Origin of the sequence: Paracoccus mutanolyticus (genome assembly GCF_003285265.1) — a bacterium.
GTDB classification, from domain to species: domain Bacteria; phylum Pseudomonadota; class Alphaproteobacteria; order Rhodobacterales; family Rhodobacteraceae; genus Paracoccus; species Paracoccus yeei.
The window spans coordinates 2,808,018-2,831,710 of the sequence record NZ_CP030239.1 but is presented as its reverse complement, the minus strand read 5'-3'; the positions used below and the strand labels follow the sequence as shown (position 1 = coordinate 2,831,710).

Sequence of the window (23,693 nt, the reverse complement as noted above, 5' to 3'; positions counted from 1 at the left end):
GCGGCGCGCGGGCCAGGCTACAGGCCACTGCGGCGCAGCGCGCGGGCCAGCGGCGCCGCATCAGCGATCCGGACCAGCGCGGGCGCAGCAGCGCGGCGCGCAGGTGGACATGCGGGCCAGTTCGGCCCACCGGCCGCGGCCATAACTGCGCACCAGGTCGAACCAGGCCGCTGGCGCCGCCCGCAACCCCGCCAGCAGCGGGATCAGCGTGGTGTAATAGACCGCCAGCGAGGATGCCACCCTGGCCCGAATTCAGGTGCTTGTAGGCCTGGGTGCTGAAGGCCGCCGCGTCCGACGCGCCGCTGCGCCGCACCCGCCAGCGCGCGCCGAGTATGCGCGCAGTCCTGATCAGCGGAGCCCGCGCCGCCGCGCAGATCGCCGCCAGCCGGCCATGTCGCACAGATGCCCGCGCATGTCGAGCCCATCACCGCGTCGGGCGATGCTGCGGATTTGGCCTCGAGATCATCCAGAGAGACACAGGTTCACGTCGATCTCGCCAGCACCAGACGCGCACCCGCGTGAGAGGAAGCCATTGGCGAAGCGGTTGATGCCTTGGTGAAGTTGCTCATAGCTGAGGACCGTGTCGCCGAAGCGGAGCGCCGTCCGATGGGCCTGCCGCCGGGCCTTGCCTTCGAGGACAAGCGGCAACGGACGATCCGGCCCGACAGGCGGCATCTGCACCTGCCAGCGCCGAAGCTCCGCTCCGCGCCCGGGGCGGTGTCGTACCGTGCAGCCAGCACGAGGGCAGGTCGGCGCGGTCGAAGAACAGCGCCCGGCTGGTTCCGCCACGCATATAGGTCGCGGGAAGGGATCGCAGCGCCATGGCTCAGGCCGCCAGCAGACGGCGGGCGATGATCATGCGATGGCCGCGCATAGCCGAACAGCGCCGCCGCCCCGCCGGTGTGCAGGAACACCAGCCGCTCCCCTGCGTCAACTGCACAGCGGATAGGTCAATCTGCCGGTCCGGACCCTTCATCGGGAACGCCGGGCGGCACGCGCATGTTCCTTTCGTGCATGGCGATGGCCTCTTCGAGATCGGGAAAGACGGTCAGCCCACATCGGCCATGGGCAGCCCATCTTCGCGCCGAACCGCGTCTGGGGCGCCGATCTTCTGCGCCGTCGCATGGGCCAGCGTGAAGACGTTCTCATCCTGTTGGCATTGGCGCCGGCACGGAACGCACTGGTGCTGGCCTTGTCGGCGGTATCCTTGAGGCCGGTGATTTCGGTCTTGGCCTTGGCAATGCCGGACGAAAAGCCGGCAGCATCAAGCCCAAGCGTGGCTTTGAGGACCCCGACATTCGTCGCCATGCTTCAGTTCGCCTGTTCGACGGCACCCCAGGCGGCGGCAAGCACGCCGCCTGGGATCGTATAGACCTTGCGGCCCTGGGCGCGCATCCGGTCGGCGACCTTCTCCATCTCGGCGTTCATGTCCAGCCCGCCCGCGAAACATTCGGTCGTCGCGCCGTGCAGGTGATCGAGCTGCATGTACTGTTGTGGTTGTAGTTCTCGGCCTTGCTGGAGATCTGGTCTTGGTCGGGAGAGGACCTGAGCGCGACCCAAGCCCAGACTCTGTTCTTGAAGGCATAGGCTCCGCCGGGACTGCCTACAACACGCACCGTTGGCGCGAGCTGGTATTCCTCATCGGCGCCTTGCGCGATTTCAAGGCTCGCGATCCCTCCGACCACAAGCAGATCGCTGCGGACCCGTGGGCATTCGCTGGATGGCAGCGTGAGCGGCCTCCCGGAGGCGCGGCATAGGTCCGTGGACAGGCGGTTCATCCTGCTCCTGTCGGGGTGGGCCAGATTGGCCAGACCAAGCAGTGCGCGGACAGCTAGTCAGCAGCATCAGACGACCTTGAGTTAAGGCTGTTCTGCGGTTCACTCCTCGGTCGTGTCTCGTCTATTTCGTCGATGGTTTTTCGGCGTCTTGATGGCGATGTTGCCGTGGAGGTGGCGCTGCGCTCCGCAGGGATGCGGTATTTCCTGGCCGTGGCCGAGGAGCTTCACTTCGGGCGTGCGGCCACCCGGCTTGACATCGCGCAGCCGCCCCTGTCGCGCCAGATCGCCGCGCTCGAGGCCGATCTGGGCGTGCAGCTGTTCGACCGCAGCCGCAGCCAGATCCGGCTGACGCAGGCCGGGCTGGTGTTTCAGGAACATGCGCAATGCCGCGGTTTGGCATCCTGGCAGCGAACTGGCACGCGGCCAGCCGCGAATCACCCGGATGGTCGCCAGCCACCACGCCGTCACCACCGCCAGCGCGCCGCTGCTGATCCGACCATCAACAGGACAGGCAATGACCTCCGGCTGGTTCGGCGAACCGCGAGGCTTGCTATGCGCTGCTGCGGACGCGGCAGGCCGACTTCATGCTGTCCTACAGCACGGACCGCCAGCCGTCTGGCCTTCACCGGCTCCTTCCACCCTTGCCCTGAATCTCGACCCGGTTGCGGCGGTCTTTGCCGCCCATGTCTCGGACCCGGATGGGGTGCGGCAGGTCACGATCTGGTACGACCGCCCACTGGCGACGGTACCGGGGCGGGTGGTACGCGATGTGGTCTACCCTCCGGCCGACGGGTCTCGAGACCTGGGACGCCGAAACCGCCCTGACCTTGGCGGTGGGCAACACGCCCGTGGTGCGGATCAACAACCTGGCGCCCGAGGGGGTCAGGATTTATGTCAAATGCGAATTCTTCAACCCGGCCGCCTCGGTCAAGGACCGACTGGCGCTGAACATCATCGAAGAGGCCGAACGTTCGGGCGCGCTGAAGCCGGGCCAGACGTACCTCAAAAGGGTCCGCCGCCAGCCGGAAAAAGGGCTTGGATGGATGGTGTGCCACCCTTCGGGAATCGGCCACCATCTTCTTTCTGCGGTCACCCTCGCGCGGCTTGCTTGAGCTGCAGCGCCATCGGTTGTCGGCCTTCTCCCCGCTGATCGTCGGGGCGCGGTCGGCCGCGAGTGTGTCCCAGGTCCATTTGGGGTTCTGTCCAAGTTCTCGGCAGGTCGGTGCCGGAAGGATAGGATGGATGTGCGGTTGGTCGTTCTAAGGGGATTAGCAATGAGCTTACATTCAAAGGTGCCCAGTTTCCCAAGGACATCATCCTGCACGCGGTCTTCTTCTGCCTGCGATACGGCGTGTCATACCGCGATCTCGAGGAGATCATGGCTGAGCGCGGCATCACAGTGACAGGCCACGCTCAACCGGTGGATCGAAGCAGCCGGTCAGGTCCCGGAAGATGCGCGCCAGGCGCTAGCGCGTACTGGCGTTCGTGGCGCAAGGCCGAGATCGACGTCGAGGTGATGGTGACTTGGTGCTATTCTACTGCGCCGATCTGGCATAGTTCGGGAAGACTTTCCGAACAAGCCAGCCGCCATCAAGTTCTCGGCCGCTTGCGATGTCGAAGTTAACGGCCTGCCAAACGCAAGGTCGTAATCGTCCAGGTAGAAGCTGACCTGGTGGGGTTCCTTCGTGGATTTGTGTGGAACTTGAGGACGGACAAATGAAGCGAACGAGATTCACGGACGAACAGATCATCGGCATCCTGGCAGAGCATGAGGCAGGCGCGAAGTGCGCTGACCTGTGCCGGAAGCACGGCATGTCGGAAGGCACCTTCTACAACTGGAAGGCCAAGTTCGGCGGCATGACGGTGTCGGAGGCGAAGCGGCTGAAGGGGCTCGAGGATGAGAACGCCAAGCTGAAGAAGCTGCTGGCCGAGCAGATGCTGGATCTGGCGGCGATGAAGGACCTGGTTGCAAAAAATGTATGGTCCGCCCCGCTATTGCAAGGTTTTCGTGCGTGGCCGTCCGGCTTGCGTAAATGTATCCGGCCTCTGATCAGTCAGCCGCTTTTGGCGGCAAGGCCTTGATGAGATCCGCCCCTCGGGTTCCAGATTAGTGGTGCGGGATCGCGTCCCGCTTTTTTGCGCGTGGCTTACCCCAGGTCGATCAACCGTTTGGTCATCACTTTCCCCTGCAATCGGTTCTGCGGCCGAAGGGTCAGCTTAACGCTGCGCCTCTCGACGGCAGGTAGATGGCGCCGGGCCTTGTGAGGATAGCCCATACGATCCGGGTCAGCTTGTTTGCCAAGGCGACGACGGCCTTGTTGCGGTGGGTTCGTGCCTCAAGGGCTGAGAGCCAGCCACCGAGGGCATGGTTCGCCCGGTTCAGATGCAGAAGCCGCTGGACCTGGGCGTCGATGTCTCGATGCAGGCGCTGACGAAATATGCCGGCGGGCATTCGGACATCCTGATGGGTTCGGTCGCGGTTCGCGAAACCCCCCGGCACCAGCCCCAGCGCGAGATTCGCACCGCGCGGAATTGCCGTCCGTCCCCTGCGGCTGCGACGATCGCGGTCGCGCCGAGAGCTCCGATGCCCGGGATGGTCACCAGGCGACTGACGGCGTCGTGCTGGCTGGCATAGGCTTCGACCTTGCCGGTCACAGCCCTGATGCGCCCTTCGATGTAGGCGAGGTCATCGAGCAGCTCTTCGAGCAGCACCCGCATGGCGGGGGTCAGGTCATTCTCCACATTGCCCAGATGCCGACGGATGTCGGCATGAAAGCCGCCAGCGCCGACGCGCATCGCCAGTCCATATTCAAGGCAGAAGGCTCGCGCCTGGTTGATCAGCGCCGTCCGCTGCCCCACGAGCCGGTCGCGGATGCGATGCAGGGCTTGCAGATCGATCTGCTCGGGTGTGCGAACCTCGACGAAGCGCATCGTCGGCCGCGTCACCGCCTCTGCAATCGCCGCCGCATCGACCGTGTCGGTCTTGTTCGATTTGACATAAGGCTTCACGAAGCGCGCCGGAATGATCCGGGCATCATGGCCCATCGCGACAAGCCGACGCGCCAGCCATTGCGAGCCCGGGCAGGCCTCCATGCCGATGAGTGCATTCGGCGCGGCATCGAAGAAGGCCAGCAACGTGTCGCGCGAGAACTTCGCGCGCTGAATCACCGATCCAGCGGCGTTCAGGGCGACGACGTGGAACACCTTCTTGCCGATGTCGATGCCGAAGGCCGCCGTTTGAGGGTCAGGTTTTGTGCGCATCCTTTCTCTCCGTTTGATGGTGTGCCGATGTACCCTGGTGCGCATGATCGAGCCCCTGACGGGAATGCCACGCATCACCATGCGCCTGCGCCCGCGGCACGGCTATGGCGAGCATCCGGCGCGGGTCGTCCGGCGCGGATCGAACCACGTCCGCTACGAACTCGGCCCCGAAGAACTGCGCCTGACCACCACCGCGCCGATCGAATTCGTGCTGAACGAAACGCCCTTTCTGCTGGACCGGCCGCAAGTCTTCCTGCTGGGCCCGAACGAGCCGCTGAGCGATTATTGTTTGCTGTCTATTCCGCGGGGTTGGGCCGCCCGCGGTGGGCGGCGCGGCGCAAGGCGGTCGGAACACGGGCCCCTATCCTGGTCGAGGCGCGGCCCAATGCACGCTGGTCGCTGGATTTCGTCCATGACCAGTTCGATTGCGGGCGAAGATTCCGGGTGCTGAACATCGTCGATGACGTGACCCGGGAATGTTTGGCGGCGATCCCGGACACCTCAATCTCGGGGCGGCGCGTGGCACGAGAACTGGCCGCCCTGATCGAACGCCGCGGAAAGCCCGGGATGATCGTCTCTGACAACGGCACCGAACTGACCAGTAACGCGATCTTAACCTTTGCCGCCGATCGCGACATTGAGTGGCATTACATCGCCCCGGGCAAGCCGATGCAGAACGGATTTGTGGAAAGTTTCAACGGGCGGATGCGGGACGAGCTGCTCAAGAGCTTCTTTCTGGAACCTGCGCAACCCCGTCGGCGCCAGCTTCGGCGCCGGGAACACCGAACTGACCCGCCATGGGCTGGGCACTGGACAAAGATTACGGCACACGCGCTGGACCTGACCACCGCAATCGCCCGCCCCGCTGCGCGAGATGAAAGCTCCGCGCGTCGGGCGATTGCTCAACCTGCGCCGATCGGCGTAAACACCAACTCGGCTCAAGTCGCGGCTAGATGAAAGTGCAGTGGCAGGTTACCGGCTAGGCGAAGACCATATGCTCAGATAGGACGAAGGCATTGGCTGCCCGTTGGAGGAATATATGGAGATCAAGTATCTCAACCTGGCATTGTGATCTCCGCTCGGCGTGTGGGAGGCCGGCCTATCCGCCCAACCAGATCCGGTCGTAGGCCAGCCCCGCCTGCGAATTTCCGGGATGGCTGGTCAGCGTAGCGCGCGAAGGGCCGTGCCGCCGGTTCCGGCCACCAGAAAATGTTACGGCTGTCTGGGAAGAGTGGCGTTCAACGCCGGCCCGAAAAACCAAGATTTGCGACAGAACGACAAATTATTCTTGTTGGACGCCGCCAACGACCGCTCCCGGATTCAGCATGCCGTCCGACCGTGCTGCTTGAGTAGCGATTAGCGGCATGTGCGCACGCGCTTGGATCAGGCGCCGACGGTTTGGGCATTGGCCGCTTGGCGGGGAAGCACGGGCTGCCGGACGATGCGGCGGCCGAGGTTATGGATACAGGCCTCCCGCTTCTCTCGCTCGAACTCGGCCGGCGCCGGGACTTTGTCCGAAGTCGTCCGGGCGGCGGGCATATCCAGACTAATATCGACGGCAAGGCTGTCTTGCATGGCGGCTGCGCGATCTCTGCCTTAACCTCGGCGACGCCATGGCTTCTGGACGCCTCGGCCAGAACCGCCTGGAACAACTTTCCTTGGAACCGAAGCTGCGATGGACATAGGCGACATCCACGCCGGCATCCGCCGCGATATCGCGCAGATGCATGAAGCAATGGCTGGGAACGACGGATGCCGCGTCACGGGAACCGGCCGACAGGTCGCCAGATCGCGCATCACGCCGTTGGCCAGCGCGCCCGCGATGCCAAGGCCCTTGATGACCGGTGGTATAGATCTCGCCCCAGTCGGACGCCGATCAGCCGGGTCAAGCTCGCCGCGATCCGCTCGAAGGAGCGCGAGAGCCTGCGATATAAGGTCGTGCTCGGGGCGCACCATCAGGACCTCGATCCGCATCAGGCCGCGATGGCCGACAGCTCGCGGATGCGGGCATAGCCCACGACGCGCCGATCTGGGGGCGCTGGCAGGTGGCCGCAGATGCGTGAAGGCCTCCAGATGCGCGAGTGCTGCAATCAAAGCCTTCAGCGTGGGGATGGCATCGGCAGGTCGCTTTCCGGATCTTCCACGATCGCGATTAGGCGTGTGGCGTTGGATGCCCCTTGCTGGCCGGATGCGGCACGATCTGCGGGCTCGACTGTGGGGGGAACAACCGGAGTGTAGGGCCACGCCTGCAAAAGGACAGGACCGCGTGGATCAGCGCAGGATCAGGGTCGGGTTCATCGGAAGCTCCCTTACGACTTGTCTTCAAGTCCGGCAGGGGCAAGGCGGGCCAGAAGCCGGTCCAGCATGGCCGGGGCCCGGCCCTTCGCCAACTGCGGCACAGCGCCGAGAATTGGCAAGATAGGGATCCGGCCGGACAAACTCATTTGCCGACCAGAGGATATCGAATGACCCGGCCAGACCGTCCTGCCGAACCGCCGCGATCTGGCGCCGCGACATGCCTTGCCTCATCCAGTTCGGCCGGGCGAGGTGCCCAGCACGACGCCGGCAATGCGACTCGGGCCTGGCGCAGAACCTCCATGTCAAGAACCGCCCCGTCGAGTCGAACTCAAGGAAGGACGCGCCCAGCGGTACCAGCAGGATATCGGCGGCCAGCGCCTGGTGCGTCATGGCCTAGCGCGGCATGTAGTATGAGGGATTGATCACCACGCGCTCGTCGCTGCGAAAGCCGAGGGCGGCGGGCAGGAACAGCAACTGGCTGTCGTCGGCGGGGTGCGGTGCCGTGCAAAGCCGCAGCAGATGGCGCGATTGCCGCACCAGGTCGCCGGCCGGATCGTCGGTCGCGGTGACACGATACAGGCTGGCCTCGCCTGTCATGGCGGGTTCCAGCGCGACCGCCCCGGCCGGTTCCAAGCACGTTCAGTATGTAATAACATCACGTCATCTGAATGCAAGCCGAGGAGTATCGCCATGAAGACCCGCGCCGCCATCGCCTGGGAGCCGAACCGCCCGCTGGAGATCGAGGAAATCGACCTCGAAGCCGGCGGAAATCCTGGATCGGACCGTTCGGCCCGATGATGCCCAGCAGGTGACTGGCCCGCCCGGTCATGGTCACGTCGTTCAGACATCCTGAAGGACCTCGGGATAGGCCTTCAGCTGCTGTCCGTCAGCACCGGCGGTCGCGACCGCCATTGGCAAGCCCTGCCGGAGCGGGCTGGGCAATAGGTACCGGCGACAAGGTGCAGGTAGGGCGCAGTCATCCTCGATGACCTGCCCGACCTTCTAGTCGCCCTCAACATCGTCCGCTGCCCAGGATTGCCATGAACATGGCGTAATCAGTGCCGATGTTCTGAACCGGAAATGCCATCTGATAGTGATCAATCAACTGCATTCGCCCTTCTTGGGTTGCCAGAAGGTTGCCGTACAGAACGGCCAGGCCGCCGCTTCAGGACAAGGATGCTGCCCTGTGCTGCTGATGCGCAGCGATACCTGCGGCAGTTCGGCGGCGACCCGCCGCGCCGACGATGCCGCCGGGCGGTCGCGGATCACTGGGTTTCCTGGATGCGCTTGACCAGGTCGCGCGCCTCGGGGGTGGTCACGTATTTCTCATAGACCGGGGCCATAGCCTCGATGAAGGCGGTCTTGTCCACGTCCTTGATGATTTCCGCCCTCGCGGCGATCCGCTTGTCCTCGTGGCTTGGCCTTGTTCCTTTGAGACTGGGTCAGTCAGGCTGCCGGTCTGGATCCGATGCCGGGCGGACGCTGCTTCCCGCGCCGGCGCGCAGGCGGGCGCGGTGCGCGTGGATCTGCCGAGTGCCTCGACTCGTGTACTCATGAGGTGCGCTGCCATCACGTCGGGCGCGTTGATGAAGATGACCAAGACCACCTTCGCCGAGATCTGGCGCGCGGATTTCATCCGCCACCAGCGCGCCATTACTGACATGGCCCTGATGAAAGGAGCATCCCCTCCGGCCCGTGTCAATCGCCGCTGACCGGAACGCGACCCTGGATCTGACTGGTAATTCTGACAGTTGCGCAGTCATCGCCGGATCGTCGCAGCCGATCTGATGGTGGATGGTGAAGGCGGCGTCGGGAACGAGGCGCGCAGCCCCATCCAGAACCGGGTCCACTGCAGCGGTGGAGTGTGTTCGTCAAGCCGTCGGGCTAGTCGGCTTGCACGGCGCTGTCGAAATCCTTCGATCAGGATGTCGTGGCCCTTGCGGGGATGCAGAATGCCGACCGACAGGATCAGCGGGGGGGACTGCGGCGCCGAGGGCAGGCGCGGCCGGTCGGTCCCCGGCCGGACCACGCTGATCGCCTGCGGGGCACGGCGTAGCGGATGATCAGGATCGGCGATGCTCTGGGTGGGGGGCTACAACACGCATGCGCCCTCCGATCGCGCCCTGATGCCCGAGGTCCATGCCCCACTGATCTGATTGCCGGTTCAAGGGCGGTCACCGCGCGGCCGATCCGCGCGATGCCGCTGGCGCGGTCAGGACTCCGTCGCCCATGCGTCGCGGTCGAGATGCTGGATGCGGCCGAAATCCGTAGGCCGGGGCGCCGACCAGACCACATGCTCCCCCAGCAGACTCATGTCGAAAAACGGCCAGCGTCGCCATGGCGAGGTAATGGAGGTGCGCAGCCGCCGAAGGGGCGAGCGCGACGATGGGTATTGTTCGAGTTGGCGAAGTATGCACGTTGTCGAGATCGCCTTGGTGACCCGAGATGCATCGAGGAACATCCCGCTTGGTTGAGCCCTTCTCAAAACCTGTTCGGGGGTCCAGCCCTCGGGCAGGATGCCGGCCGCGATAGCCGCCTTGATGGGATACTCCTGGCCCTCGATCCTGACGTGACCGGGCCGCGTCGGGGCAACGGCATAGGCGGTGTTGCCGGTCAGGGGCTGCGGTCTCGGCCACCATCAGGTTGGCGCGTTGGCGGATCGTGGTCAGGCCATAGGCCAGCCACGCGGCGGGGGGCACATCGTCATAGCCTATGACCGACACGTCATGCGGGACCGACAGCCCCAATTCGAAACGCAGCACATCCATCACCGCGAAGGCCATGTGATCTTGGCCACGAAGACGGCCATCAGATGGGGCGCTGCGCCGGGTTCGTCGTGGCGCTGGTGGACGACGGGCCGGCCGGTCGCCGTGGCCAGGTCGGCATGGAAATCACGCCGTAGCAGGCGAAAAGGACCGCGAACATCAGGCAGTCGCTCATCAGGTAGACCCAGAACCCGATGTTGGTCGAGGCGCCTTCCGGATGATGGTGGGGCTCGGTCTCCCAGTATTCGGCGGGGGACTTGAGTTCGTTCGGTTGCCGAGTGCCTCAGGTCACGCCTGTTGCGCTTTCCACCAGCGAACGCCGGTGCGGCGCACCTCGCCTGCTCACAGCCGTTGCGATGTCGGTCACGGTGTCCGGGGTCAGGATGATCCCATCAACCTGAGAGTCGGGAGACTTTCTCGGCCATCAACTCCATCGAGCGGCGCCCGGCCGTCATGCCCGGCATAGATCAGATGGTTGAAGGGACCGGTCTCGTCGCGGAACTGGTGCAGCTTCTCGACCACCTCGTCCGGTGAACCGAATGTCAGCAAACGGTCGACGACCGTCGATGATCGCGAGCGGCGCGACACCATCGCGCGCGACAGGCTGTCGCTGACCGACAGTTTCGTGGTCTTGCCGAGGCTTGCCGAGACTTCTTCGGCGGTCTTCTTGTCGTTGGGGGCGAGATAGAGCTTGATGCCCGCGGCGGACTCGATGCCGGGGCCGTTCTGGACTTGATGGAGCAGCGTTTCCAGCTCAGTTCGCCGATCCAGCCGCGTCGATAGCATCGACACCCACCGCCATGACCGGCGTCCGAGGCCAGCATACAGCACCGCGCCCATGATCTGGGCCGCGCCAATGCGCAGGGCGAACTTCTCCTGACCACGCGGCGCGTTCGGGATTATCGAAGGTCGATCGGTGATCCACGCGGCGCCTTACGAGGACAGACATGAGCGACACGGTTTTCCGCTTTCCCGAGCCGGGCCCCGAGCCCATCACTTCAGTCCTGCTGCTGGGCCATTCCGGCGGCTGCCCTCGCTGCCCGGCCAGGAGGACCTCCGATGCCGGCGGATGTTGCCCTGATGACCTGTCTTTCTCCGCGCCGCTTGCGCCATCGGCGGGCCGCAGAAAGGCCGAACGCAGGTGATGTTCGTTCTTGGAAGGTGAGGTGGTGTCCAGGCGGGGCCGTGCCGCGCCAGCCGGCCAGTCCGACGTGTGAACGCCCCCGACACAGCGCGTCCAGCGCTGTCCGGTCGGTCGATCCAGAACCTGCGCCTGTGCCGCCGCCCGCGACCAATTGGCAGCTGCTCGTCCAGGCGCCCTGCCCCCCGTGCCGGCAACGCTGGCGCCCGCCTCGGCGAACAGGCGGGCGATGGCCGCGCCGATGCCGCGGCTGCCGCCGGTCACCAGCGCCTTGCGGCCCTGCAGGGAAAAGGGGGGCATGATGGATGTCACTTGGATGCTTCCTGACGCTTCACCAGTCCAGATAGGTGCGATATTGCGGGCCGTGTTGAACGCGCAGCCGCGCGAAGACATCGACCCCCAACTGCCGATAAGATCAGGTTGACACGCACCACGCGCTCGAATTCTTCGAGGTCCATCGGGCCGCTGCGTCCGATGATGCGCTTGCCCGGTGCAATGCCCGCACAGTTCACCAAGACATGCGGAGCACCCAGTTTATCGACGATCTCAGACATCGCGGCCTGACGCGGCCTGACCAGCCGCCATAGAAAGTGGATAGAAGTGACATACAATATTTCCAGATACTGCCCATTGACCTGTGCATGTGTAACTCTCTTACGTAATGCTTTCTTGATAGTTCATCGCTTGCTTAACGTCGGCGATGCCGCGCCCGGATGCCGATCCACTGGGACTGTACCAGTTCATCCGCGGATGCCAGAAACGATTCATCTCCAGCACCTCGGGGCCGCCCTCTTTGGGTGCTTCTCAGAGCTCCAGATTGCGCATCTGCACGGGCATTGCCACCAGAAAGCCTTTGCCGCGATGGGTCCGGTCGAAACCGTCCTGCGCAGCGTTCCGGGACTTGAACTGAAGGTGATCGAAAGCTCTTGCTGCGGCATGTCGGGCGCGTTCGGCTATGCCGCCGAACATATCGAGCTGTCTAGGAAAATGGCGGAACTATCGCAATCTTAGCTGTCCGATAGGAAAGATCGGTGGACATCGCCCAGCTCATCTCGCTGAAAGAGATGTCGCTGAGAGGCCTGATGCCGCTCCCTGCCGCCACTCGTTGCAATAGCCGACCCAGTCGGAACGAAGCGTCGTATTCAGTCGGATGCCGACCGCGGCGAGGTCCTGTTCCATCTCCGGCCATGCGCCGGAAGATCGCGATAGGCGGTGTCGAATGGTCCCCGGTCTCAGATCCTCGCCGCGTTCAAGGCGGGATATTGTGTTGGGTGAAACATCGGCCAGCGCCGCTAGTTCACGTATCCCAAGGCCGGTTGCGACCCTCGCCATTTTGCATTGCACCGCGTTCAAATGATAGCCCTGCTACTTTTTGGTTGACGATCCGCTGCCAGCTATGGTAGCCCTGCTACGCGCAGGTCCGCTTCGCTGGGTGTTGCCGACCTCACCCACGTAGAGATAGGTGGGGGTCGTGGATTGTTCGTGGCCGTGATCCTTTCAGGTCCTGCAGCATGCAGGCGCTTCGAGTATTCGCCGATCATTGCCTCTATACGGGTCCGTGGTCAACTTTCTGATAATGCATCTTTCCATCTGGCCGACTACACTGGTCGCCGAGGTATGGCGACAAAGGTTTTCTGGTCGGGTGCGTGCGCTTGGTGCCGTTTCCTTGGTCGCCAGCTCGACGTTGGTGCGCTGGCCACGAAACGTGATCCGAGCTTGTCATCGTGTCCAGGACCGTCGTCGCGGTCGGTCATCACCTGCAGGTCCACTGCCCCGGCCGAGGTCTTGGCGACCGCGAGACATCCGATAGGCTGTCGCCGTTCTCGTCCCGGAAATCGAAGGTTGCGGCGACGGGCAGCGGCTCGGCAAGTGCGCGGGTGCGCTCGATCACGGTAATCGAGTCCTCGGCGAGCTTGCGACCCTTGGTCAGCAGGTCCGCGGGCGCAATCGTAGCCATGTTCGGCCTGACCCAGAAGGTCGGTCGCGCAGAGTTCGGCATCGGCGGCGGTTTCGCCGCCATCCTCGCGGGGGGCGGCGGGCCGGACGGCGGCGCTTTCCGAGCGGGGGGCAAAGGTCGACTTGATCATCTCGAACGAGCCGCTGAGCGCGGGCGACAGCAACTCCTCGGTCAATCCGCTTTCCGGGGTGCCGATGGCCATGGTGACCGTCGCCTGGATCCCACCCGCGTTGTTCAGCAGCACCGCGGGGGTGTTGACCGACAGCCGGTTTAGCTTGCCTGAAACGGCGGCGTGCAGGCGATGATGCGCGGCATGCCCGTCGGCATGATGTCGGACAGCATCACCAACGCCTCATCGTCCGAGCCTTCGGGGATCGGGTAAAGCGAATTGTCGCCATGGGGGATGCGAACATATTCCGCCTGGGTGCCGTCGATCTTGTGGCCAAGGATCCAGCCGGGAACAGCACGCCCTATACCGCCATGCTGAACACGCTGTTCCTGCGCGAACACAACCGCCTTGCCGGCGTGATCGAGACAGCCCACACCGGCTGGGACGACGAGCGCGTGTTCCAGACCGCGCGCAACGTGACCATCGTCCTGCTGATCAAGTGTCGAATACTGCTGAGCAGTTCGCGCACAGACGCATCCCCGTGCGCCTCGATATCCTTCAGGGTCGCCTCGACCACGGCGCGGGTCTTGGCATCATCCTCGGCACGGCGGCATCGGAATTGCCGCGTTTGAGATAGGTGATGATCATTCGGCCCTCCTCTGGCCCAGGTGCCGGGGGCGGGGCTGCACGCTCGCAAGGTCAACCATTTGTGCTCTCCGAATCCTCGACCGCAACGCCGGCCAGCAAAGCCTTCGGACGGGTGCAGATCTGGAGGGCGTTCATCTGCGACTCCATCTCGACCCGCTTGCCAGGGTCCGGGCCCACTGCCAAGTAATTCCCGGGCATGGGTGACCGTCCTGCAGAACGTGCTGATGGGCTTTCACCCGCAGCTTCCCGACGGGTTGCTGCGAACACTTCTCGGCCTGCGGCACAGCTTGCGGGAGGAGCGCCGTGTCACCGAGAAAGCCATGGAACTGCTGCAATTCGGCTTGGGGCGGCACCCTGATCGCCATCGAGGACCTGGGCACGGACTGATTCGGCGTCAGCTTGCTCTGTTGCTCTAGGTCAGGCCGTCCACCATTGCCCGGGGTAGTCAACAGGTTTTTTTTTTATTGTTATGGCTTTTCCTTGGTGGTGTATGTGATTGTTGGGGAGTTTATCCTTTCATGGGCTTATACTGGTTACTCTATTTTGTGGCAGATGGGTCCACATATACCTAGATCGTGAGAAAATCACCCTTGGTTCCATATCATTCTGCAAGCCTCGTTCGGCGGGGTGGCCGGCGTCATGGCGCCCCCTCGAAAACGTGAGCTCATCGCCCTTCACGGCCCCTGCGTCAGGGCACTGACGATCTGGCGTTGGAAGATCATCGCAAGAAGGAACAGGGGCCGATGATCGAGACCGCCGCCACTGACCGCGACCAACGAGGTTGCTTGGATGCACGGAGAAAGCCCTGCAGGCCGGAACAGGCGCAGGGCATCCAGGAAGCAGCGGGTGGCATCGGTATCGGCATCGCGCAGCACGAAGCTGAACAGCCCCGTGGCCTGACGCGCGTCCAGATCACGGCCTGATGACCCTTCGGAGGCAGGATGCTGCGCCGTCGACATAGGCGGCCTCGTCCAGTTCCTTCGGGATGCCATCCAGCGTGGGGCGCAGGGTCCAGATCGCGAAGGGCAGGTTGAAGGTGCAATAGACCAGGATCATCCCGATCCGCGTGTCCGCCAGGCTGAAATCGCCGATCCGATCCAGGACCGGACGCAGCAGCGCGGCCAGTGCGCAACTGCCCGCGACCAGCACGACCATGAAGGCGGCGACGGAGACTCTGCGCGACCCAAAATAGCAAAAGCGAGGCGGTTGATCCCGACCGCGCCAGCCCATATCCCGCCAGTCGGCCATGTCGGGGTCGACTATACCCAGCGTCTCGTATGAGCGGGTTTGGAAGCTGTTCGAAAATCCACGGTCGATCCAGACGGTCTTATAATGCTCGGTCGAAAGTCCCATCACGTCAGCCCCAGCGTTCCAGCAGGTCGCGGTGAAAGCGCTTGAGCAGCAGCAGCCCGAAGACCAGCAGCACCACCGAAACCCCGACGACATAGGCCTGGTTCACATAGGCGGCCTCGTATGTCGGATAGATCCCGCGCCGCATCAGCCCGATGCAACACGGGCCGTAGCCCAGATCATCACCGGCTCCAAGGCTGACCAAGACCCGGCATACGTCCTTGCCCTGACGCGGCCGCCCTTATGGGAATAAAATCGGGGGCTTGGAGCGGTGAAAGTTGCTTCAGTCAGAGTCGCTTCGGTTGGGAGCTTGAAGCTCTCACCGCACCAGAAGATGGGGAATGCGGCGGTCGCCGCCGACCGCGGCCAATTCGGCCGAGGTCAGTTCCCGCATCTGATGGGGTTGGTTCTGAATGGCTTGCATAGGTTTCCTCCTTGAATGATCGCGCCAGGTGCGCTTCGGCTCGGATCCGCACCACGGATATTCCAATCATGGTCAGCATGGCGCTGACCTATGCCCAGCTGATGGAACGGTTGCCGTCCTGTTCGCCACCGGGTATGATCAGGCGGTCATTCCACCAAGGTTCTGCCATGTCCTCCGGCTGGAAAAGCCCATCGCCCCCGCAGAGGCGGTCGCGTCCTGAGCGGCTCATCGGCATATTGCTGTGACGGCATCACATGCTTGCTCACGACATGCGCTGGCGCTAGCCAGCGCGAGGCTGGCCGTCGTCACGCGCTGTCCAGCGGTCGATGTTGACGGTCTGGAACCAGGCATGCGGACGATCGCGGCAAAAGCGCGGCACCAGAGCTCCGACGCCGGGCACGCACGCGTCAGCCGCCGGCAAACAGGATCGGCCCGGGAGATCTTCAGCATCTCGCGATGCAGCCGGGTGAATTCCGCCCACAAAGCAGCCCGCGCTTTCAGCATCGCGCCGATCACCGGTGCCAGCATGTCGTGACCCTCGACGAGATCACGAATGCGGGCCTTTTGGCGGTGTTGTTGCGGGACTCAGTGCACATGCTCGGGCCCAGACCCAGAAAGCGGTAGGGTGAACAGCGTGAAGGTCAGGGTAAAGCGCAGGGCCTTCCAAAAGTCGATAGACTGAAACGCGGGCGAAAACAGTGAACCTCGGCACCGGAGGTGCGTCGGGGTCGAACACGTTCGATGCAGCCTTCGGCCGACACCGCGCCTCTTGGACAATCGAGCCGTGCAATATCCAGCACGGGTACCCATGCTGGCGTTCTGTCACGCAGGCGGCGTGGGCACGCGGGGTGCAGGTTTGGCCTCGAACGTTCCATAGACGGCCGGCGCATCAGAAGCTTTCTGTTCAGATCATCCATCGCGGCATCAGCGAAACAGCAACATCATGATAAGATTTACTTCGTTCAAAGGCGGCATAGGTGCGGTCAATTCATGTCTCTGCCTTTCTCATGGGTCTGTTCGGGGCCGCCGGACGGCAGAGGGCGACCCCCCGGTCCGGCGGAGAATGGGTTCAGTCATCAGCCCAGCATCACCGCGTTCAGCACATGCCACAGGAAATGGGTGCCGAAGGGCAGGGCGCCGCAGAGCGGCTGGTCCAGCGTGCGGAAGGTCAGCGAGACGATCAGGATCCCGGCGCCGATGGCAAGGCCGCGCGCCGTTTCCGGCAGGCGTCTGCGCAGCAGCGTCGCATAGATCAGGATCAGCAATGGCACCGGCGCATAGCTGGCCGAGGAGCCGAGGCCGGGGATCATCCGCGAAGATCGGCACCGTCGCGGCGGCGTAGGCCTGTTCGTCGGTCATGTTCTTGGCCAGAACATGCCATCCCTGCACAGCGAAGTCGTCGGCATAGACGCCGGACTGGTCGTTCAGAATGCCGATCTTGACCTTGCCGTCCGAAACCTCGGCCAGCGCAGGCGTGACGGACAGGCCGACCGCAACGGTCGACAGCAGAAACTTTCGCATTTCATTCCTCCCCTGGTGCGTTCCTTCTGCCGAACATTGGTCGAATCACGGCACGAGATTTCAGGGTCATTGGCGGTCATCGCCTTCAGGGTGCCAGCGCCTTGATGCCTCGGGCGAGAAGATCGGGCTCGAAGTCCTGTACGAAATACAGCTTTTCCGCGCTGGCACGGTGCTTGGCGACCCAATAGGCGGTCTGCCAGCCGGTCGCGAAGGTGACGGCCGAGGGGCGGAACCCCTCCACCCCCAGCGACAGCGACGCATTCAGCGGGAAATACCACTCGGCAATCGCTTCGCATCTTCGGCCGAGGCCCAAGAATAGGGCGGCACGATGACCACATGCTGGGCGTTCACATCATGGATCGCCATGATCTTGCCGTCGACGGCGATCAGCTTTCGGGCTCAGGCCGACCAGAGCTGGCAACCATGCTTGTCCAGCGTGCGGATGCTGCCGGCATTCTGCTCGGAATTACCGTGTCATTCGCCACGCCGCCGATCTCACTCAGAGGAGGATCGGGATTGGCGGCAAGGGCGTCGGGTTGATTGTCCTGATTCCTGGTGCAACGCATGGCCGAGAAGTTTCCGCACTCCGCCATCGCGCGGTTGCGGCCTTCCAGGCCTGCGAATCCGGCGGTCAGGGATTTGAGCGTCACGTCATAGTCAAAAGCGCAAGTCTGCCCAGTCCGAGGTCGACGCAAGCGACAAAGCGCCAAGAATAGTGGTCTTCGGGCGTCATCTTAGTCTTCGTAGTGCGCTTATGTTTCGTCATACTTGATACAGAATGTAGTTAAAAGAGCTTGATTATCTCATCGGGGTTGTTGGTGATGATTCACTGCGACGGTAGATGTAAAGCCTTTCCGTCAGTGCCTGACGGCATTTTGGCGTCGATCACCGCGCCACCGGTCAGCGGGCCGCGAACGCTGAAATGCTTGCCCGAATGGTTCATGGTCACATCAGCACATGCATCTTTCCGGGGTCGAAGAACACGCCCGCGTCCTTGTCGCGCAGAAAGGCGTCCTCGTCCCAAGAATCCCACAGCCCCTTGGCCACCTCGACGAATTCCGCCGCCCGCTCATAGCGTTCGTCATATTCGAAATGCTTCTCGCGGTTGAAGTTCCTGGCCTCTTCCTCGGACCACGAGGTGACGATGAAGCTGGCCACGCTGGTATTGGCTGGGCGATCATAGATCTCGGTGGGGCTGCCATGCGCTGGACCACCCTTCTTCATCACCACGACCCGGTCGGCCAGCGTCATCGCTGCGATCCTGATCATGGGTGCATGATGGTCGTAACAGCCAATTCGTGGCTGAGATCCTTGATCTGCGCCCGCGTCGAGACCCGCAGCTTCGCGTCAAGGTTCGACAACGGCTCGTCCATCAGGAAGACATCTGGCTCTCGCACGATGGCGCGGGCCAAGGCGACGCGCTGACGCTGACCGCCGGACAGTTCCGCAGGCTTGCGATGCAGAAAATCGTCCAGCTCTACCATCGAGGCCGCGCGACGCACCTTTTCGTCATGAACGCTGCATCGAAATGCCCCGCACCTTCAGCGGAAACCGAAGGCTATCATAGACATTCATGTCATAAGCGGCTGCTTTTACCGGAACATCATCCCACGTCGCGGTCCGGTGCTGCAAATCTTGACACCTTACCGTCGATCAATATCTCAGAGCTTCATTCCCTTCTCCAGCCCGGCGATATGCTGCTCAAGTGGTCTTGCCACGCCCGAAGGCCCAAGCAGCATCAATGAAGTCCGGTCGGGAATGACGACGTCGAGCGATCGAAAATGGCCGTCCAGGCATCGCAGCCCCAACGCTTTCCGACATTCCGCAGCTGGATCTCAGCCATCGCGCCCTCCCTCGGGAATCGATTTGCATACGCTTGCAAAAAAACATAGCGAACGGAATAAAGTTGTGGCAAGCTCAGAGTTCATCCTCCGAAATTTGATTTAGGGCTCGCGACGGTGTGAGTCCGTTCTGCAACGACACGCGTGGTCTGCTGCGACTTGGACTTGGCAGTCCCTTGAAGACCCCGCATCACCGGTTTGTGACTTCTACCAGGCGTGGCTACGAACCGGCTGGATCAGTTGGATCTGGTAATTGGACGCTATCGCGGCCAGATGTCCTGTGGCGTGGCTTGTCATCCCTTCAACGAGATAACTGGCGTGAGATCGTTCGACATGGCGGTGGGCTATGATTTCGGCGCCTTCGACCGCGATTACGAAGGGCTGCGGGCGCAGCTGAACGTAACCAACCTGACGGATGAGGACTACACCGCCTCCTGCGCCAGCGCCTATGCCTGCTGGGTCTAGCGATCAGCCTGCGCTGGCGGTTACTCCCACAATGAGGCAGCAAAATAGGGCGATCTGGGTAATGGCTGTCCATCGCTCCAGAACTGGCTGATCGTCGACACCGCCATGTATATGAATCCCAACCTGATGATGAAGCCGGCCAGAACCAATTCGGAGAACGTGACTGAAGCCATGCCGCAATCCTACAGGACTCCGCAGGTTGTTGGAAGCGTCTAGCAGTACCGGAGGAAATAATGAGCGTTCATGACCAGGACAGCTTCATGCTGGGCGATGCAGCTCCTGTTGGTGGAATGGCGGGGATGGCCCGCCGTGGCCCGACGACGATGATCTTCGTGCCCTGCGGGCATCGGCTGGACCTCGATCATTCTGGTCTTCATGACGTTCTATTTCCTGGTGTCCTGGATCACGCAGCTGTCCGTCCAGGCCGGCCTGCCGCTGGAAAGCGCGATCTATGCCGGGGCCGTATTCAACCTAGGCGGCTTTTTCGGCACGCTTTCGTAGAAGGCCTCCTCTGCTTCGTTCGGCGTGACGTGACCGCGCTGGCAGCGGCGACATGCGGGTAATCGACTATCGGCAAGTGGAGCTCACGGCTAACTGGTAATCAATTCACCTTGAGGTTGTGAGCCGCTCACTGGTTTGTAAAGAGAAGAGTTGACGCGTTGTGTCCGATGCCTGCGACCGTGCGGGGTGGCTGGGTTCAGATGGGGTATTCGGCTTGCGCCTCACTTCCCGTCCTGAACGTTATGAGGTTCGCGCTTCGAGCTAGAGCGGCTCTGTCCTATCTCTCCCACTCCGTATCGCGGCCCTTGGCAGGCCTGCCATTCTCCCGCTCTGCCTCTCGCCTATCCTCTCGCCCCTGAACAGGATGACCTGCTCCGCCCGAGACTGGTCGACATGATCGACGCCCGCCATGAGTTGGTGAAGCTTGCGGCACTGATCGACTGGGATTTCTTTGAACGGGAGTGGGCGAGCTTCTTTCCGTCTCGCCAGGGACGGCCAGCGACATCTCCACGCCTGGTGGCGGGGCTCATGTATCTCCAGCACGCCTTCAAGCTCTCTGACGAGGCAGTCGTCGCCCGGTGGGTCGAGAACCCGTATTACCAGCACTTCACCGGCGAGACGTTCTTCCAGCACCGTCCCCCGATCGATCCCTCGTCGCTGGTGCGCTGGCGCAAGCGGATCGGGGAGGAAGGAGTGGAGTGGCTGCTGACCAAGACGATCGAGGCAGGCCGAGCTTCTGGCGCGGTCACCGACAAGAGCCTGAAGCGGGTGGCTGTGGATACGACCGTGATGGAAAAGACCATCGCCCATCCCACGGATGCGCGGCTTTACGAGCGCGCCCGCGCGCTGTTGGTCGGCTTGGCGAAGGAAGCGGGGGTCGATCTGCGCCAGAACTACGCGCGCCTTGCCCCGCGGCTGGCCGCCCAGGTGGGGCGGTATGCCCATGCCCGGCAGTTCAAGCGCATGCGCAAGGCCCTGCGCCAACTCAAGGGCTATGTTGGCCGCGTGCGCCGGGACCTGCGCCGCCACCTGCAGGACATCCCCGAAGGCGCGCTGCGCGGACGGGTGCTGGAGGCGCTCTGGCTGGTCGGTCGCCTGCTCGAACAGACACCGAAGAGCAAGAACAAGATCTACGCCCTGCACGAGCCCGAGGTCGACTGCATCTCCAAGGGCAAGGCGCGCATCCGCTATGAGTTCGGCACCAAGGTCAGCCTTGCTACTACCCTCGACGGAGGCTTTGTCGTCGGCGCCCGCAGCTTCCCTGACAACCCCTACGACGGCCATACATTGGCGCCTGCACTGGAGCAGGTTGCCATCCTGACCGAGCAGGTGCCGGATCTCGCCGTCGTCGATCGCGGCTATCGCGGCCATGGCGTGGAGACCACCAAGGTCCTGATCAGCGGCACAAGACGCGGCATCACCCCGCTCCTGGCAAAGCTCCTCAGGCGACGAAGTGCCATCGAGCCTGAGATCGGGCACATGAAGAGCGATGGTCGCCTGGCCAGATGCCCGCTGAAAGGCCGCATCGGCGACGCGGTCTTCGCCGTCCTCTGCGCCTGCGGGCACAATATCCGCAAGATCCTCGCCCATCTCAGGGCTCTTTGGACTCTATTGCTTCACCTGATCACGGCGATCATCCGGGGCGAAAGGACCCTTCACCGCCATGCAGTGGCCGCCTGAGGAGTTGTTCAGAACCGACTAGGTAGAGACCTTATTTAGGTCTAAGCAATCACGATGGAGACTGACGCCAGACTGGCTTCGACACCTAACGGGTATTATGGAGCGCTTAGTTTCTCGCTAAAGCAGGAAGCGCATCAGTCTGTCCGCGTGAATATCTAAGGTTGTGTCAATGACATTTTACTCAACCTATGACTATCAATTCACGATGTCTCTGCCCTCTCGCGCGAGGTCCGCATGGATATCAGATCTGATCGCTCGGCCGATCGTGGGGTGCCGGCTCGTAGCGCTCTTGCTCGTGTCAGGGTCGGTCAACTCATAACCGGCAGTCATGGCTTCCCACGGTCGTTCATGACTTAGCAGTGTCAGAAGCGCGATGATGGCTGACAGGTTGATTGCCAGCCCCACCATTACCCAGACCGAAATCGTCGCTTTCGCGTGCGAGCAGCGGCGCAAAGCGCAGCCGGGTCATCACCGCCTGCGCCGTCTCGCCCTTGGGCGCGGTCAGCGTGCCCTGCCCGACAAGGCGAAGCCAGGCGAAGAAGACCTCGGCCACGCCACGACCTGACCCGGCCTTAGACCCCATGATCGGACCCTGAGCTGACTGGGTCTGTGGCCTCTCCCGCGGCATTCTCCGTTCGAGGGTTGCGCCCGGTTGGCGTGCGCCGAGCCTCAAGAATGGGGGAGAGACCAGATGCAGGGTAGCACGTTTATCGGACTTGATGTCCACAAGGCGACGATCTCGGTTGCGATTGCGCAAGGCGAACGCGGCGGTGAGGTCCGCCACCTTGGGACGGTCCCGCACCGGCCGGATCATGTGCGCAAGTTGGTCGAGAAACTGGCAGCTGGCGGAACTCGGCTGCATTTTTGCTACGAAGCGGGTCCTTGCGGCTATGGCCTGCATCGCCAGATCGTCGAGATGGGGTATGACTGCATCGTGGTGGCCCCTTCGCTGATCCCGGTGAAGAAGGGCGATCGGGTGAAGACCGACCGTCGCGACGTGGTGATGCTGGCGAAGCTGCACCGGGCCGGGGAGCTGACGGCGGTCTGGGTGCCGGATGCAGCGCATGAGGCGATGCGTGACCTGGTCCGGGCCAGGGCGACAGCGATGCGGGTGGCGGGCAAGGCGCGCCAGCATCTGCAGGGCTTCCTGTTGCGCCACGGTCGGGTCTATCCCGGCAAGAAGGGCTGGACAGGTGCCTACCGGCGCTGGCTCGCGATGGTGCGCTTCACGCATCCGGCGCAACAGATCGTCCTGCAGGATTACATCGACGCGGTCGCCGATGCCGAGGCGCGGGTCGAGCGGCTGACAGAACAGATCGCGGACCTGCTGCCGCACTGGAGCCTTGCGCCGGTTGTGGAGGCCGTCCAAGCGATGCGTGGGGTTGGGTTCATCGTTGCCGTGACGGTGGTGGCCGAGGTGGGCGACTTCGGGCGTTTCGATAGCCACGCCTATGCCCATTACCTGCACCACAAGTATTTCGAGGTGAACTACGGCGACGCCCTGATCCCCTTGGATAAATGGTTCGGCACCTGGCACGACGGATCGGCCGAGGGCGAGGCCCGGATGCAGGCGCGCTATCGCAAGCGCAAGGAACGGATCGCGGCCCGCCAGGCCCTGCACGGACATTGCCGGAAGGAGCTCTCCGAATGAGCCACACAACCGGCACCTGATCGACGGTCGGCATGGCGAAGGTCGTGGCACCGACCGCAATGCAGCGGTCGCGATCGTCCTTCATCGCCCGGGCCGTCAAGGCGCTATCTGCAGCTGCGGACGAGCGTCCTAAAGAAGGGAAGATCGCCCAGATCAGGCCGATGCACAGGGCTGGGGGCGGAACGCGGTGGGGAACCCTCGTGCCCTGTTATGGGCCGACACAGTCGATGCCCGATCTTTAGAGCCCGCCCCGAAAAGGGTTGAGCGGTTTCAGTGGGTTGTGATTCTGTTCGGTTGCCAAAC

28 protein-coding genes and 11 pseudogenes are annotated in these 23,693 nt (G+C 63.1%); 15 read left to right on the top strand and 24 right to left on the bottom strand.

Annotated features, from left to right (window positions below; genetic code table 11):
• Positions 1-60: 60 nt before the first annotated feature.
• From DPM13_RS21200 to DPM13_RS15280, 4 genes are all read right to left on the bottom strand, one after another.
• Entirely contained in the window at positions 61-240 is a 180-nt protein-coding gene (locus DPM13_RS21200; protein WP_189654950.1) for a hypothetical protein, read from the bottom strand.
• A gap of 222 nt (positions 241-462) precedes the next feature.
• Positions 463-648: a hypothetical protein gene (locus DPM13_RS15285; RefSeq protein WP_189654710.1), complete on the bottom strand. Its 186-nt coding sequence runs from the start codon at positions 646-648 to the stop codon at positions 463-465.
• 324 nt (positions 649-972) lie between these two features.
• On the bottom strand, positions 973-1,308 hold the full coding sequence (locus DPM13_RS19960; RefSeq protein WP_145963406.1) for a hypothetical protein: 336 nt from the start codon (positions 1,306-1,308) through the stop codon (positions 973-975).
• Between the two features lie 3 nt (positions 1,309-1,311).
• Positions 1,312-1,485, bottom strand: coding sequence for a hypothetical protein (locus tag DPM13_RS15280; RefSeq protein WP_223252076.1), 174 nt, complete (start codon positions 1,483-1,485; stop codon positions 1,312-1,314).
• A 485-nt stretch (positions 1,486-1,970) separates the two neighbouring features.
• Between DPM13_RS15280 and DPM13_RS15270 the strand changes: the two are divergent.
• The 4 genes and pseudogenes from DPM13_RS15270 to DPM13_RS27315 all read left to right on the top strand — a co-directional run.
• Positions 1,971-2,138, top strand: a pseudogene (locus DPM13_RS15270) (LysR family transcriptional regulator); the annotation flags it as partial.
• 461 nt (positions 2,139-2,599) lie between these two features.
• Positions 2,600-2,842 (top strand): annotated as a pseudogene (locus DPM13_RS15265) (pyridoxal-phosphate dependent enzyme); the annotation flags it as partial.
• Positions 2,843-3,494: 652 nt separating this feature from the next.
• A pseudogene (locus DPM13_RS15255) lies at positions 3,495-3,758 on the top strand (transposase); the annotation flags it as partial.
• Between the two features lie 385 nt (positions 3,759-4,143).
• Positions 4,144-4,413 carry a PLP-dependent transferase gene (locus tag DPM13_RS27315; protein ID WP_223252619.1) on the top strand — a complete coding sequence of 90 codons (270 nt, stop codon included), beginning with the start codon at positions 4,144-4,146 and terminating at the stop codon, positions 4,411-4,413.
• On the opposite strand, the pseudogene DPM13_RS15250 reads toward DPM13_RS27315, so the two are convergent.
• Positions 4,359-5,039, bottom strand: a pseudogene (locus DPM13_RS15250) (IS110 family transposase); the annotation flags it as partial. The gene DPM13_RS27315 and the pseudogene DPM13_RS15250 sit on opposite strands and share 55 nt — an antisense overlap.
• A 327-nt stretch (positions 5,040-5,366) precedes the next feature.
• Here DPM13_RS15250 and DPM13_RS27310 point away from each other — a divergent pair.
• Positions 5,367-5,766: pseudogene (locus DPM13_RS27310) on the top strand (DDE-type integrase/transposase/recombinase); the annotation flags it as partial.
• 656 nt (positions 5,767-6,422) lie between these two features.
• On the opposite strand, the gene DPM13_RS19955 reads toward DPM13_RS27310, so the two are convergent.
• On the bottom strand, positions 6,423-6,614 hold the full coding sequence (locus DPM13_RS19955; protein ID WP_145963405.1) for a hypothetical protein: 192 nt from the start codon (positions 6,612-6,614) through the stop codon (positions 6,423-6,425).
• 177 nt (positions 6,615-6,791) lie between these two features.
• Between DPM13_RS19955 and DPM13_RS15230 the strand changes: the two genes are divergently transcribed.
• Positions 6,792-7,052, top strand: a complete 261-nt coding sequence (locus tag DPM13_RS15230; RefSeq protein ID WP_112888324.1) for a hypothetical protein — start codon at positions 6,792-6,794, stop codon at positions 7,050-7,052.
• Positions 7,053-7,589: 537 nt separating this feature from the next.
• Here DPM13_RS15230 and DPM13_RS27305 read toward each other — a convergent pair.
• The 7 genes and pseudogenes from DPM13_RS27305 to DPM13_RS19945 all read right to left on the bottom strand — a co-directional run.
• A pseudogene (locus DPM13_RS27305) lies at positions 7,590-7,709 on the bottom strand (AAA family ATPase); the annotation flags it as partial.
• 21 nt (positions 7,710-7,730) lie between these two features.
• Positions 7,731-7,934 (bottom strand): hypothetical protein, encoded by a 204-nt coding sequence (locus tag DPM13_RS21190; protein ID WP_189654949.1) that lies wholly within the window; start codon positions 7,932-7,934, stop codon positions 7,731-7,733.
• Positions 7,935-8,438: 504 nt separating this feature from the next.
• A complete protein-coding gene (locus DPM13_RS21185; protein ID WP_189654708.1) occupies positions 8,439-8,606 on the bottom strand; it encodes a hypothetical protein in 168 nt (55 codons plus the stop codon).
• A gap of 1,355 nt (positions 8,607-9,961) precedes the next feature.
• Positions 9,962-10,129 (bottom strand): annotated as a pseudogene (locus DPM13_RS15205) (substrate-binding domain-containing protein); the annotation flags it as partial.
• 16 nt (positions 10,130-10,145) lie between these two features.
• A complete protein-coding gene (locus tag DPM13_RS25295) occupies positions 10,146-10,277 on the bottom strand; it encodes a hypothetical protein (RefSeq protein ID WP_262983149.1) in 132 nt (43 codons plus the stop codon).
• A 203-nt stretch (positions 10,278-10,480) separates the two neighbouring features.
• Positions 10,481-10,942: a TraM recognition domain-containing protein gene (locus tag DPM13_RS15195; protein ID WP_112888322.1), complete on the bottom strand. Its 462-nt coding sequence runs from the start codon at positions 10,940-10,942 to the stop codon at positions 10,481-10,483.
• 609 nt (positions 10,943-11,551) lie between these two features.
• Positions 11,552-11,797, bottom strand: a complete 246-nt coding sequence (locus tag DPM13_RS19945; protein ID WP_145963403.1) for a hypothetical protein — start codon at positions 11,795-11,797, stop codon at positions 11,552-11,554.
• Positions 11,798-11,993: 196 nt separating this feature from the next.
• On the opposite strand from DPM13_RS19945, the gene DPM13_RS15180 reads away from it, so the two are divergent.
• On the top strand, positions 11,994-12,254 hold the full coding sequence (locus DPM13_RS15180; protein ID WP_223252075.1) for a hypothetical protein: 261 nt from the start codon (positions 11,994-11,996) through the stop codon (positions 12,252-12,254).
• A gap of 36 nt (positions 12,255-12,290) precedes the next feature.
• Here DPM13_RS15180 and DPM13_RS23805 read toward each other — a convergent pair whose 3' ends face one another.
• On the bottom strand, positions 12,291-12,575 hold the full coding sequence (locus tag DPM13_RS23805; RefSeq protein ID WP_223252618.1) for a helix-turn-helix domain-containing protein: 285 nt from the start codon (positions 12,573-12,575) through the stop codon (positions 12,291-12,293).
• A gap of 460 nt (positions 12,576-13,035) precedes the next feature.
• Positions 13,036-13,179: pseudogene (locus tag DPM13_RS15170) on the bottom strand (GTP-binding protein); the annotation flags it as partial.
• Positions 13,180-13,322: 143 nt separating this feature from the next.
• Here DPM13_RS15170 and DPM13_RS21180 point away from each other — a divergent pair.
• The 3 genes from DPM13_RS21180 (at position 13,323) to DPM13_RS15145 (ending at position 14,373) form a co-directional block, all read left to right on the top strand.
• The gene (locus tag DPM13_RS21180) at positions 13,323-13,505 is read left to right on the top strand and encodes a hypothetical protein (protein WP_189654948.1); all 183 of its coding nucleotides are present in this window, start codon (positions 13,323-13,325) and stop codon (positions 13,503-13,505) included.
• A gap of 91 nt (positions 13,506-13,596) precedes the next feature.
• Positions 13,597-13,941: a peroxidase family protein gene (locus DPM13_RS27300; RefSeq protein ID WP_397244757.1), complete on the top strand. Its 345-nt coding sequence runs from the start codon at positions 13,597-13,599 to the stop codon at positions 13,939-13,941.
• Positions 13,942-14,157: 216 nt separating this feature from the next.
• A complete protein-coding gene (locus tag DPM13_RS15145) occupies positions 14,158-14,373 on the top strand; it encodes a P-loop NTPase family protein (protein ID WP_112888321.1) in 216 nt (71 codons plus the stop codon).
• A 258-nt stretch (positions 14,374-14,631) separates the two neighbouring features.
• Here the strand turns inward: DPM13_RS15145 and DPM13_RS15140 are convergent, their stop codons facing one another.
• The 7 genes and pseudogenes from DPM13_RS15140 to DPM13_RS15115 form a co-directional block, all read right to left on the bottom strand.
• Complete coding sequence (locus DPM13_RS15140; protein ID WP_145963402.1) at positions 14,632-14,916, bottom strand: hypothetical protein; 285 nt, start codon at positions 14,914-14,916, stop codon at positions 14,632-14,634.
• The gene (locus tag DPM13_RS23795) at positions 14,870-15,112 is read right to left on the bottom strand and encodes a hypothetical protein (RefSeq protein ID WP_223252073.1); all 243 of its coding nucleotides are present in this window, start codon (positions 15,110-15,112) and stop codon (positions 14,870-14,872) included. Before DPM13_RS23795 ends, DPM13_RS15140 begins: the two co-directional genes overlap by 47 nt.
• Before the next feature lie 202 nt (positions 15,113-15,314).
• The gene (locus DPM13_RS21175) at positions 15,315-15,455 is read right to left on the bottom strand and encodes a hypothetical protein (protein ID WP_189654707.1); all 141 of its coding nucleotides are present in this window, start codon (positions 15,453-15,455) and stop codon (positions 15,315-15,317) included.
• A gap of 501 nt (positions 15,456-15,956) precedes the next feature.
• Positions 15,957-16,259, bottom strand: coding sequence for a hypothetical protein (locus DPM13_RS27295; RefSeq protein ID WP_145963401.1), 303 nt, complete (start codon positions 16,257-16,259; stop codon positions 15,957-15,959).
• 548 nt (positions 16,260-16,807) lie between these two features.
• Positions 16,808-17,072: pseudogene (locus tag DPM13_RS15125) on the bottom strand (hypothetical protein); the annotation flags it as partial.
• Between the two features lie 57 nt (positions 17,073-17,129).
• Positions 17,130-17,252: pseudogene (locus DPM13_RS26210) on the bottom strand (ABC transporter substrate-binding protein); the annotation flags it as partial.
• An 85-nt stretch (positions 17,253-17,337) separates the two neighbouring features.
• Entirely contained in the window at positions 17,338-17,565 is a 228-nt protein-coding gene (locus tag DPM13_RS15115) for a hypothetical protein (RefSeq protein WP_112888318.1), read from the bottom strand.
• A 23-nt stretch (positions 17,566-17,588) separates the two neighbouring features.
• On the opposite strand from DPM13_RS15115, the gene DPM13_RS19935 reads away from it, so the two are divergent.
• Positions 17,589-17,792, top strand: a complete 204-nt coding sequence (locus DPM13_RS19935) for a hypothetical protein (protein ID WP_145963399.1) — start codon at positions 17,589-17,591, stop codon at positions 17,790-17,792.
• A 603-nt stretch (positions 17,793-18,395) separates the two neighbouring features.
• On the opposite strand, the pseudogene DPM13_RS21170 reads toward DPM13_RS19935, so the two are convergent.
• Positions 18,396-19,095 (bottom strand): annotated as a pseudogene (locus tag DPM13_RS21170) (ABC transporter ATP-binding protein); the annotation flags it as partial.
• 316 nt (positions 19,096-19,411) lie between these two features.
• Here DPM13_RS21170 and DPM13_RS21165 point away from each other — a divergent pair.
• From DPM13_RS21165 to DPM13_RS15100, 3 genes are all read left to right on the top strand, one after another.
• Entirely contained in the window at positions 19,412-19,558 is a 147-nt protein-coding gene (locus DPM13_RS21165; RefSeq protein ID WP_189654706.1) for a hypothetical protein, read from the top strand.
• A gap of 375 nt (positions 19,559-19,933) precedes the next feature.
• Positions 19,934-20,059, top strand: a complete 126-nt coding sequence (locus tag DPM13_RS25285; protein WP_145963398.1) for an aromatic acid/H+ symport family MFS transporter — start codon at positions 19,934-19,936, stop codon at positions 20,057-20,059.
• 393 nt (positions 20,060-20,452) lie between these two features.
• Complete coding sequence (locus DPM13_RS15100) at positions 20,453-21,739, top strand: IS5 family transposase (protein ID WP_112888317.1); 1,287 nt, start codon at positions 20,453-20,455, stop codon at positions 21,737-21,739.
• 346 nt (positions 21,740-22,085) lie between these two features.
• Here DPM13_RS15100 and DPM13_RS19920 read toward each other — a convergent pair whose 3' ends face one another.
• On the bottom strand, positions 22,086-22,292 hold the full coding sequence (locus tag DPM13_RS19920; RefSeq protein WP_145963397.1) for a hypothetical protein: 207 nt from the start codon (positions 22,290-22,292) through the stop codon (positions 22,086-22,088).
• Between the two features lie 138 nt (positions 22,293-22,430).
• On the opposite strand from DPM13_RS19920, the gene DPM13_RS15090 reads away from it, so the two are divergent.
• Complete coding sequence (locus DPM13_RS15090) at positions 22,431-23,390, top strand: IS110 family RNA-guided transposase (RefSeq protein WP_223252616.1); 960 nt, start codon at positions 22,431-22,433, stop codon at positions 23,388-23,390.
• The last annotated feature ends 303 nt before the right edge of the window (positions 23,391-23,693 follow it).

What these genes read in the sequence shown, in the direction of transcription:
- DPM13_RS15195 (WP_112888322.1), bottom strand. Translation starts at nt 10,942, where the DNA reads ATGGGCGCGGTGCTGTATGCTGGCCTCGGACGCCGGTCATGGCGGTGG.
- DPM13_RS15140 (WP_145963402.1), bottom strand. Translation starts at nt 14,916, where the DNA reads ATGTCGACGGCGCAGCATCCTGCCTCCGAAGGGTCATCAGGCCGTGAT.
- DPM13_RS23795 (WP_223252073.1), bottom strand. Translation starts at nt 15,112, where the DNA reads ATGGTCGTGCTGGTCGCGGGCAGTTGCGCACTGGCCGCGCTGCTGCGT.
- DPM13_RS19960 (WP_145963406.1), bottom strand. Translation starts at nt 1,308, where the DNA reads ATGGCGACGAATGTCGGGGTCCTCAAAGCCACGCTTGGGCTTGATGCT.
- DPM13_RS25285 (WP_145963398.1), top strand. Translation starts at nt 19,934, where the DNA reads ATGACGTTCTATTTCCTGGTGTCCTGGATCACGCAGCTGTCCGTCCAG.
- DPM13_RS15100 (WP_112888317.1), top strand. Translation starts at nt 20,453, where the DNA reads ATGATCGACGCCCGCCATGAGTTGGTGAAGCTTGCGGCACTGATCGAC.
- DPM13_RS27295 (WP_145963401.1), bottom strand. Translation starts at nt 16,259, where the DNA reads ATGCTGGCACCGGTGATCGGCGCGATGCTGAAAGCGCGGGCTGCTTTG.
- DPM13_RS19935 (WP_145963399.1), top strand. Translation starts at nt 17,589, where the DNA reads ATGCTGGGCGTTCACATCATGGATCGCCATGATCTTGCCGTCGACGGC.
- DPM13_RS15280 (WP_223252076.1), bottom strand. Translation starts at nt 1,485, where the DNA reads ATGCAGCTCGATCACCTGCACGGCGCGACGACCGAATGTTTCGCGGGC.
- DPM13_RS23805 (WP_223252618.1), bottom strand. Translation starts at nt 12,575, where the DNA reads ATGGCGAGGGTCGCAACCGGCCTTGGGATACGTGAACTAGCGGCGCTG.
- DPM13_RS27300 (WP_397244757.1), top strand. Translation starts at nt 13,597, where the DNA reads ATGGGGGATGCGAACATATTCCGCCTGGGTGCCGTCGATCTTGTGGCC.
- DPM13_RS19945 (WP_145963403.1), bottom strand. Translation starts at nt 11,797, where the DNA reads ATGTCTGAGATCGTCGATAAACTGGGTGCTCCGCATGTCTTGGTGAAC.
- DPM13_RS15180 (WP_223252075.1), top strand. Translation starts at nt 11,994, where the DNA reads ATGCCAGAAACGATTCATCTCCAGCACCTCGGGGCCGCCCTCTTTGGG.
- DPM13_RS19955 (WP_145963405.1), bottom strand. Translation starts at nt 6,614, where the DNA reads ATGCAAGACAGCCTTGCCGTCGATATTAGTCTGGATATGCCCGCCGCC.
- DPM13_RS21175 (WP_189654707.1), bottom strand. Translation starts at nt 15,455, where the DNA reads ATGCGGCGCGGGATCTATCCGACATACGAGGCCGCCTATGTGAACCAG.
- DPM13_RS15090 (WP_223252616.1), top strand. Translation starts at nt 22,431, where the DNA reads ATGCAGGGTAGCACGTTTATCGGACTTGATGTCCACAAGGCGACGATC.
- DPM13_RS15230 (WP_112888324.1), top strand. Translation starts at nt 6,792, where the DNA reads ATGCCGCGTCACGGGAACCGGCCGACAGGTCGCCAGATCGCGCATCAC.
- DPM13_RS21190 (WP_189654949.1), bottom strand. Translation starts at nt 7,934, where the DNA reads ATGACAGGCGAGGCCAGCCTGTATCGTGTCACCGCGACCGACGATCCG.
- DPM13_RS27315 (WP_223252619.1), top strand. Translation starts at nt 4,144, where the DNA reads ATGGTTCGCCCGGTTCAGATGCAGAAGCCGCTGGACCTGGGCGTCGAT.
- DPM13_RS25295 (WP_262983149.1), bottom strand. Translation starts at nt 10,277, where the DNA reads ATGAGCGACTGCCTGATGTTCGCGGTCCTTTTCGCCTGCTACGGCGTG.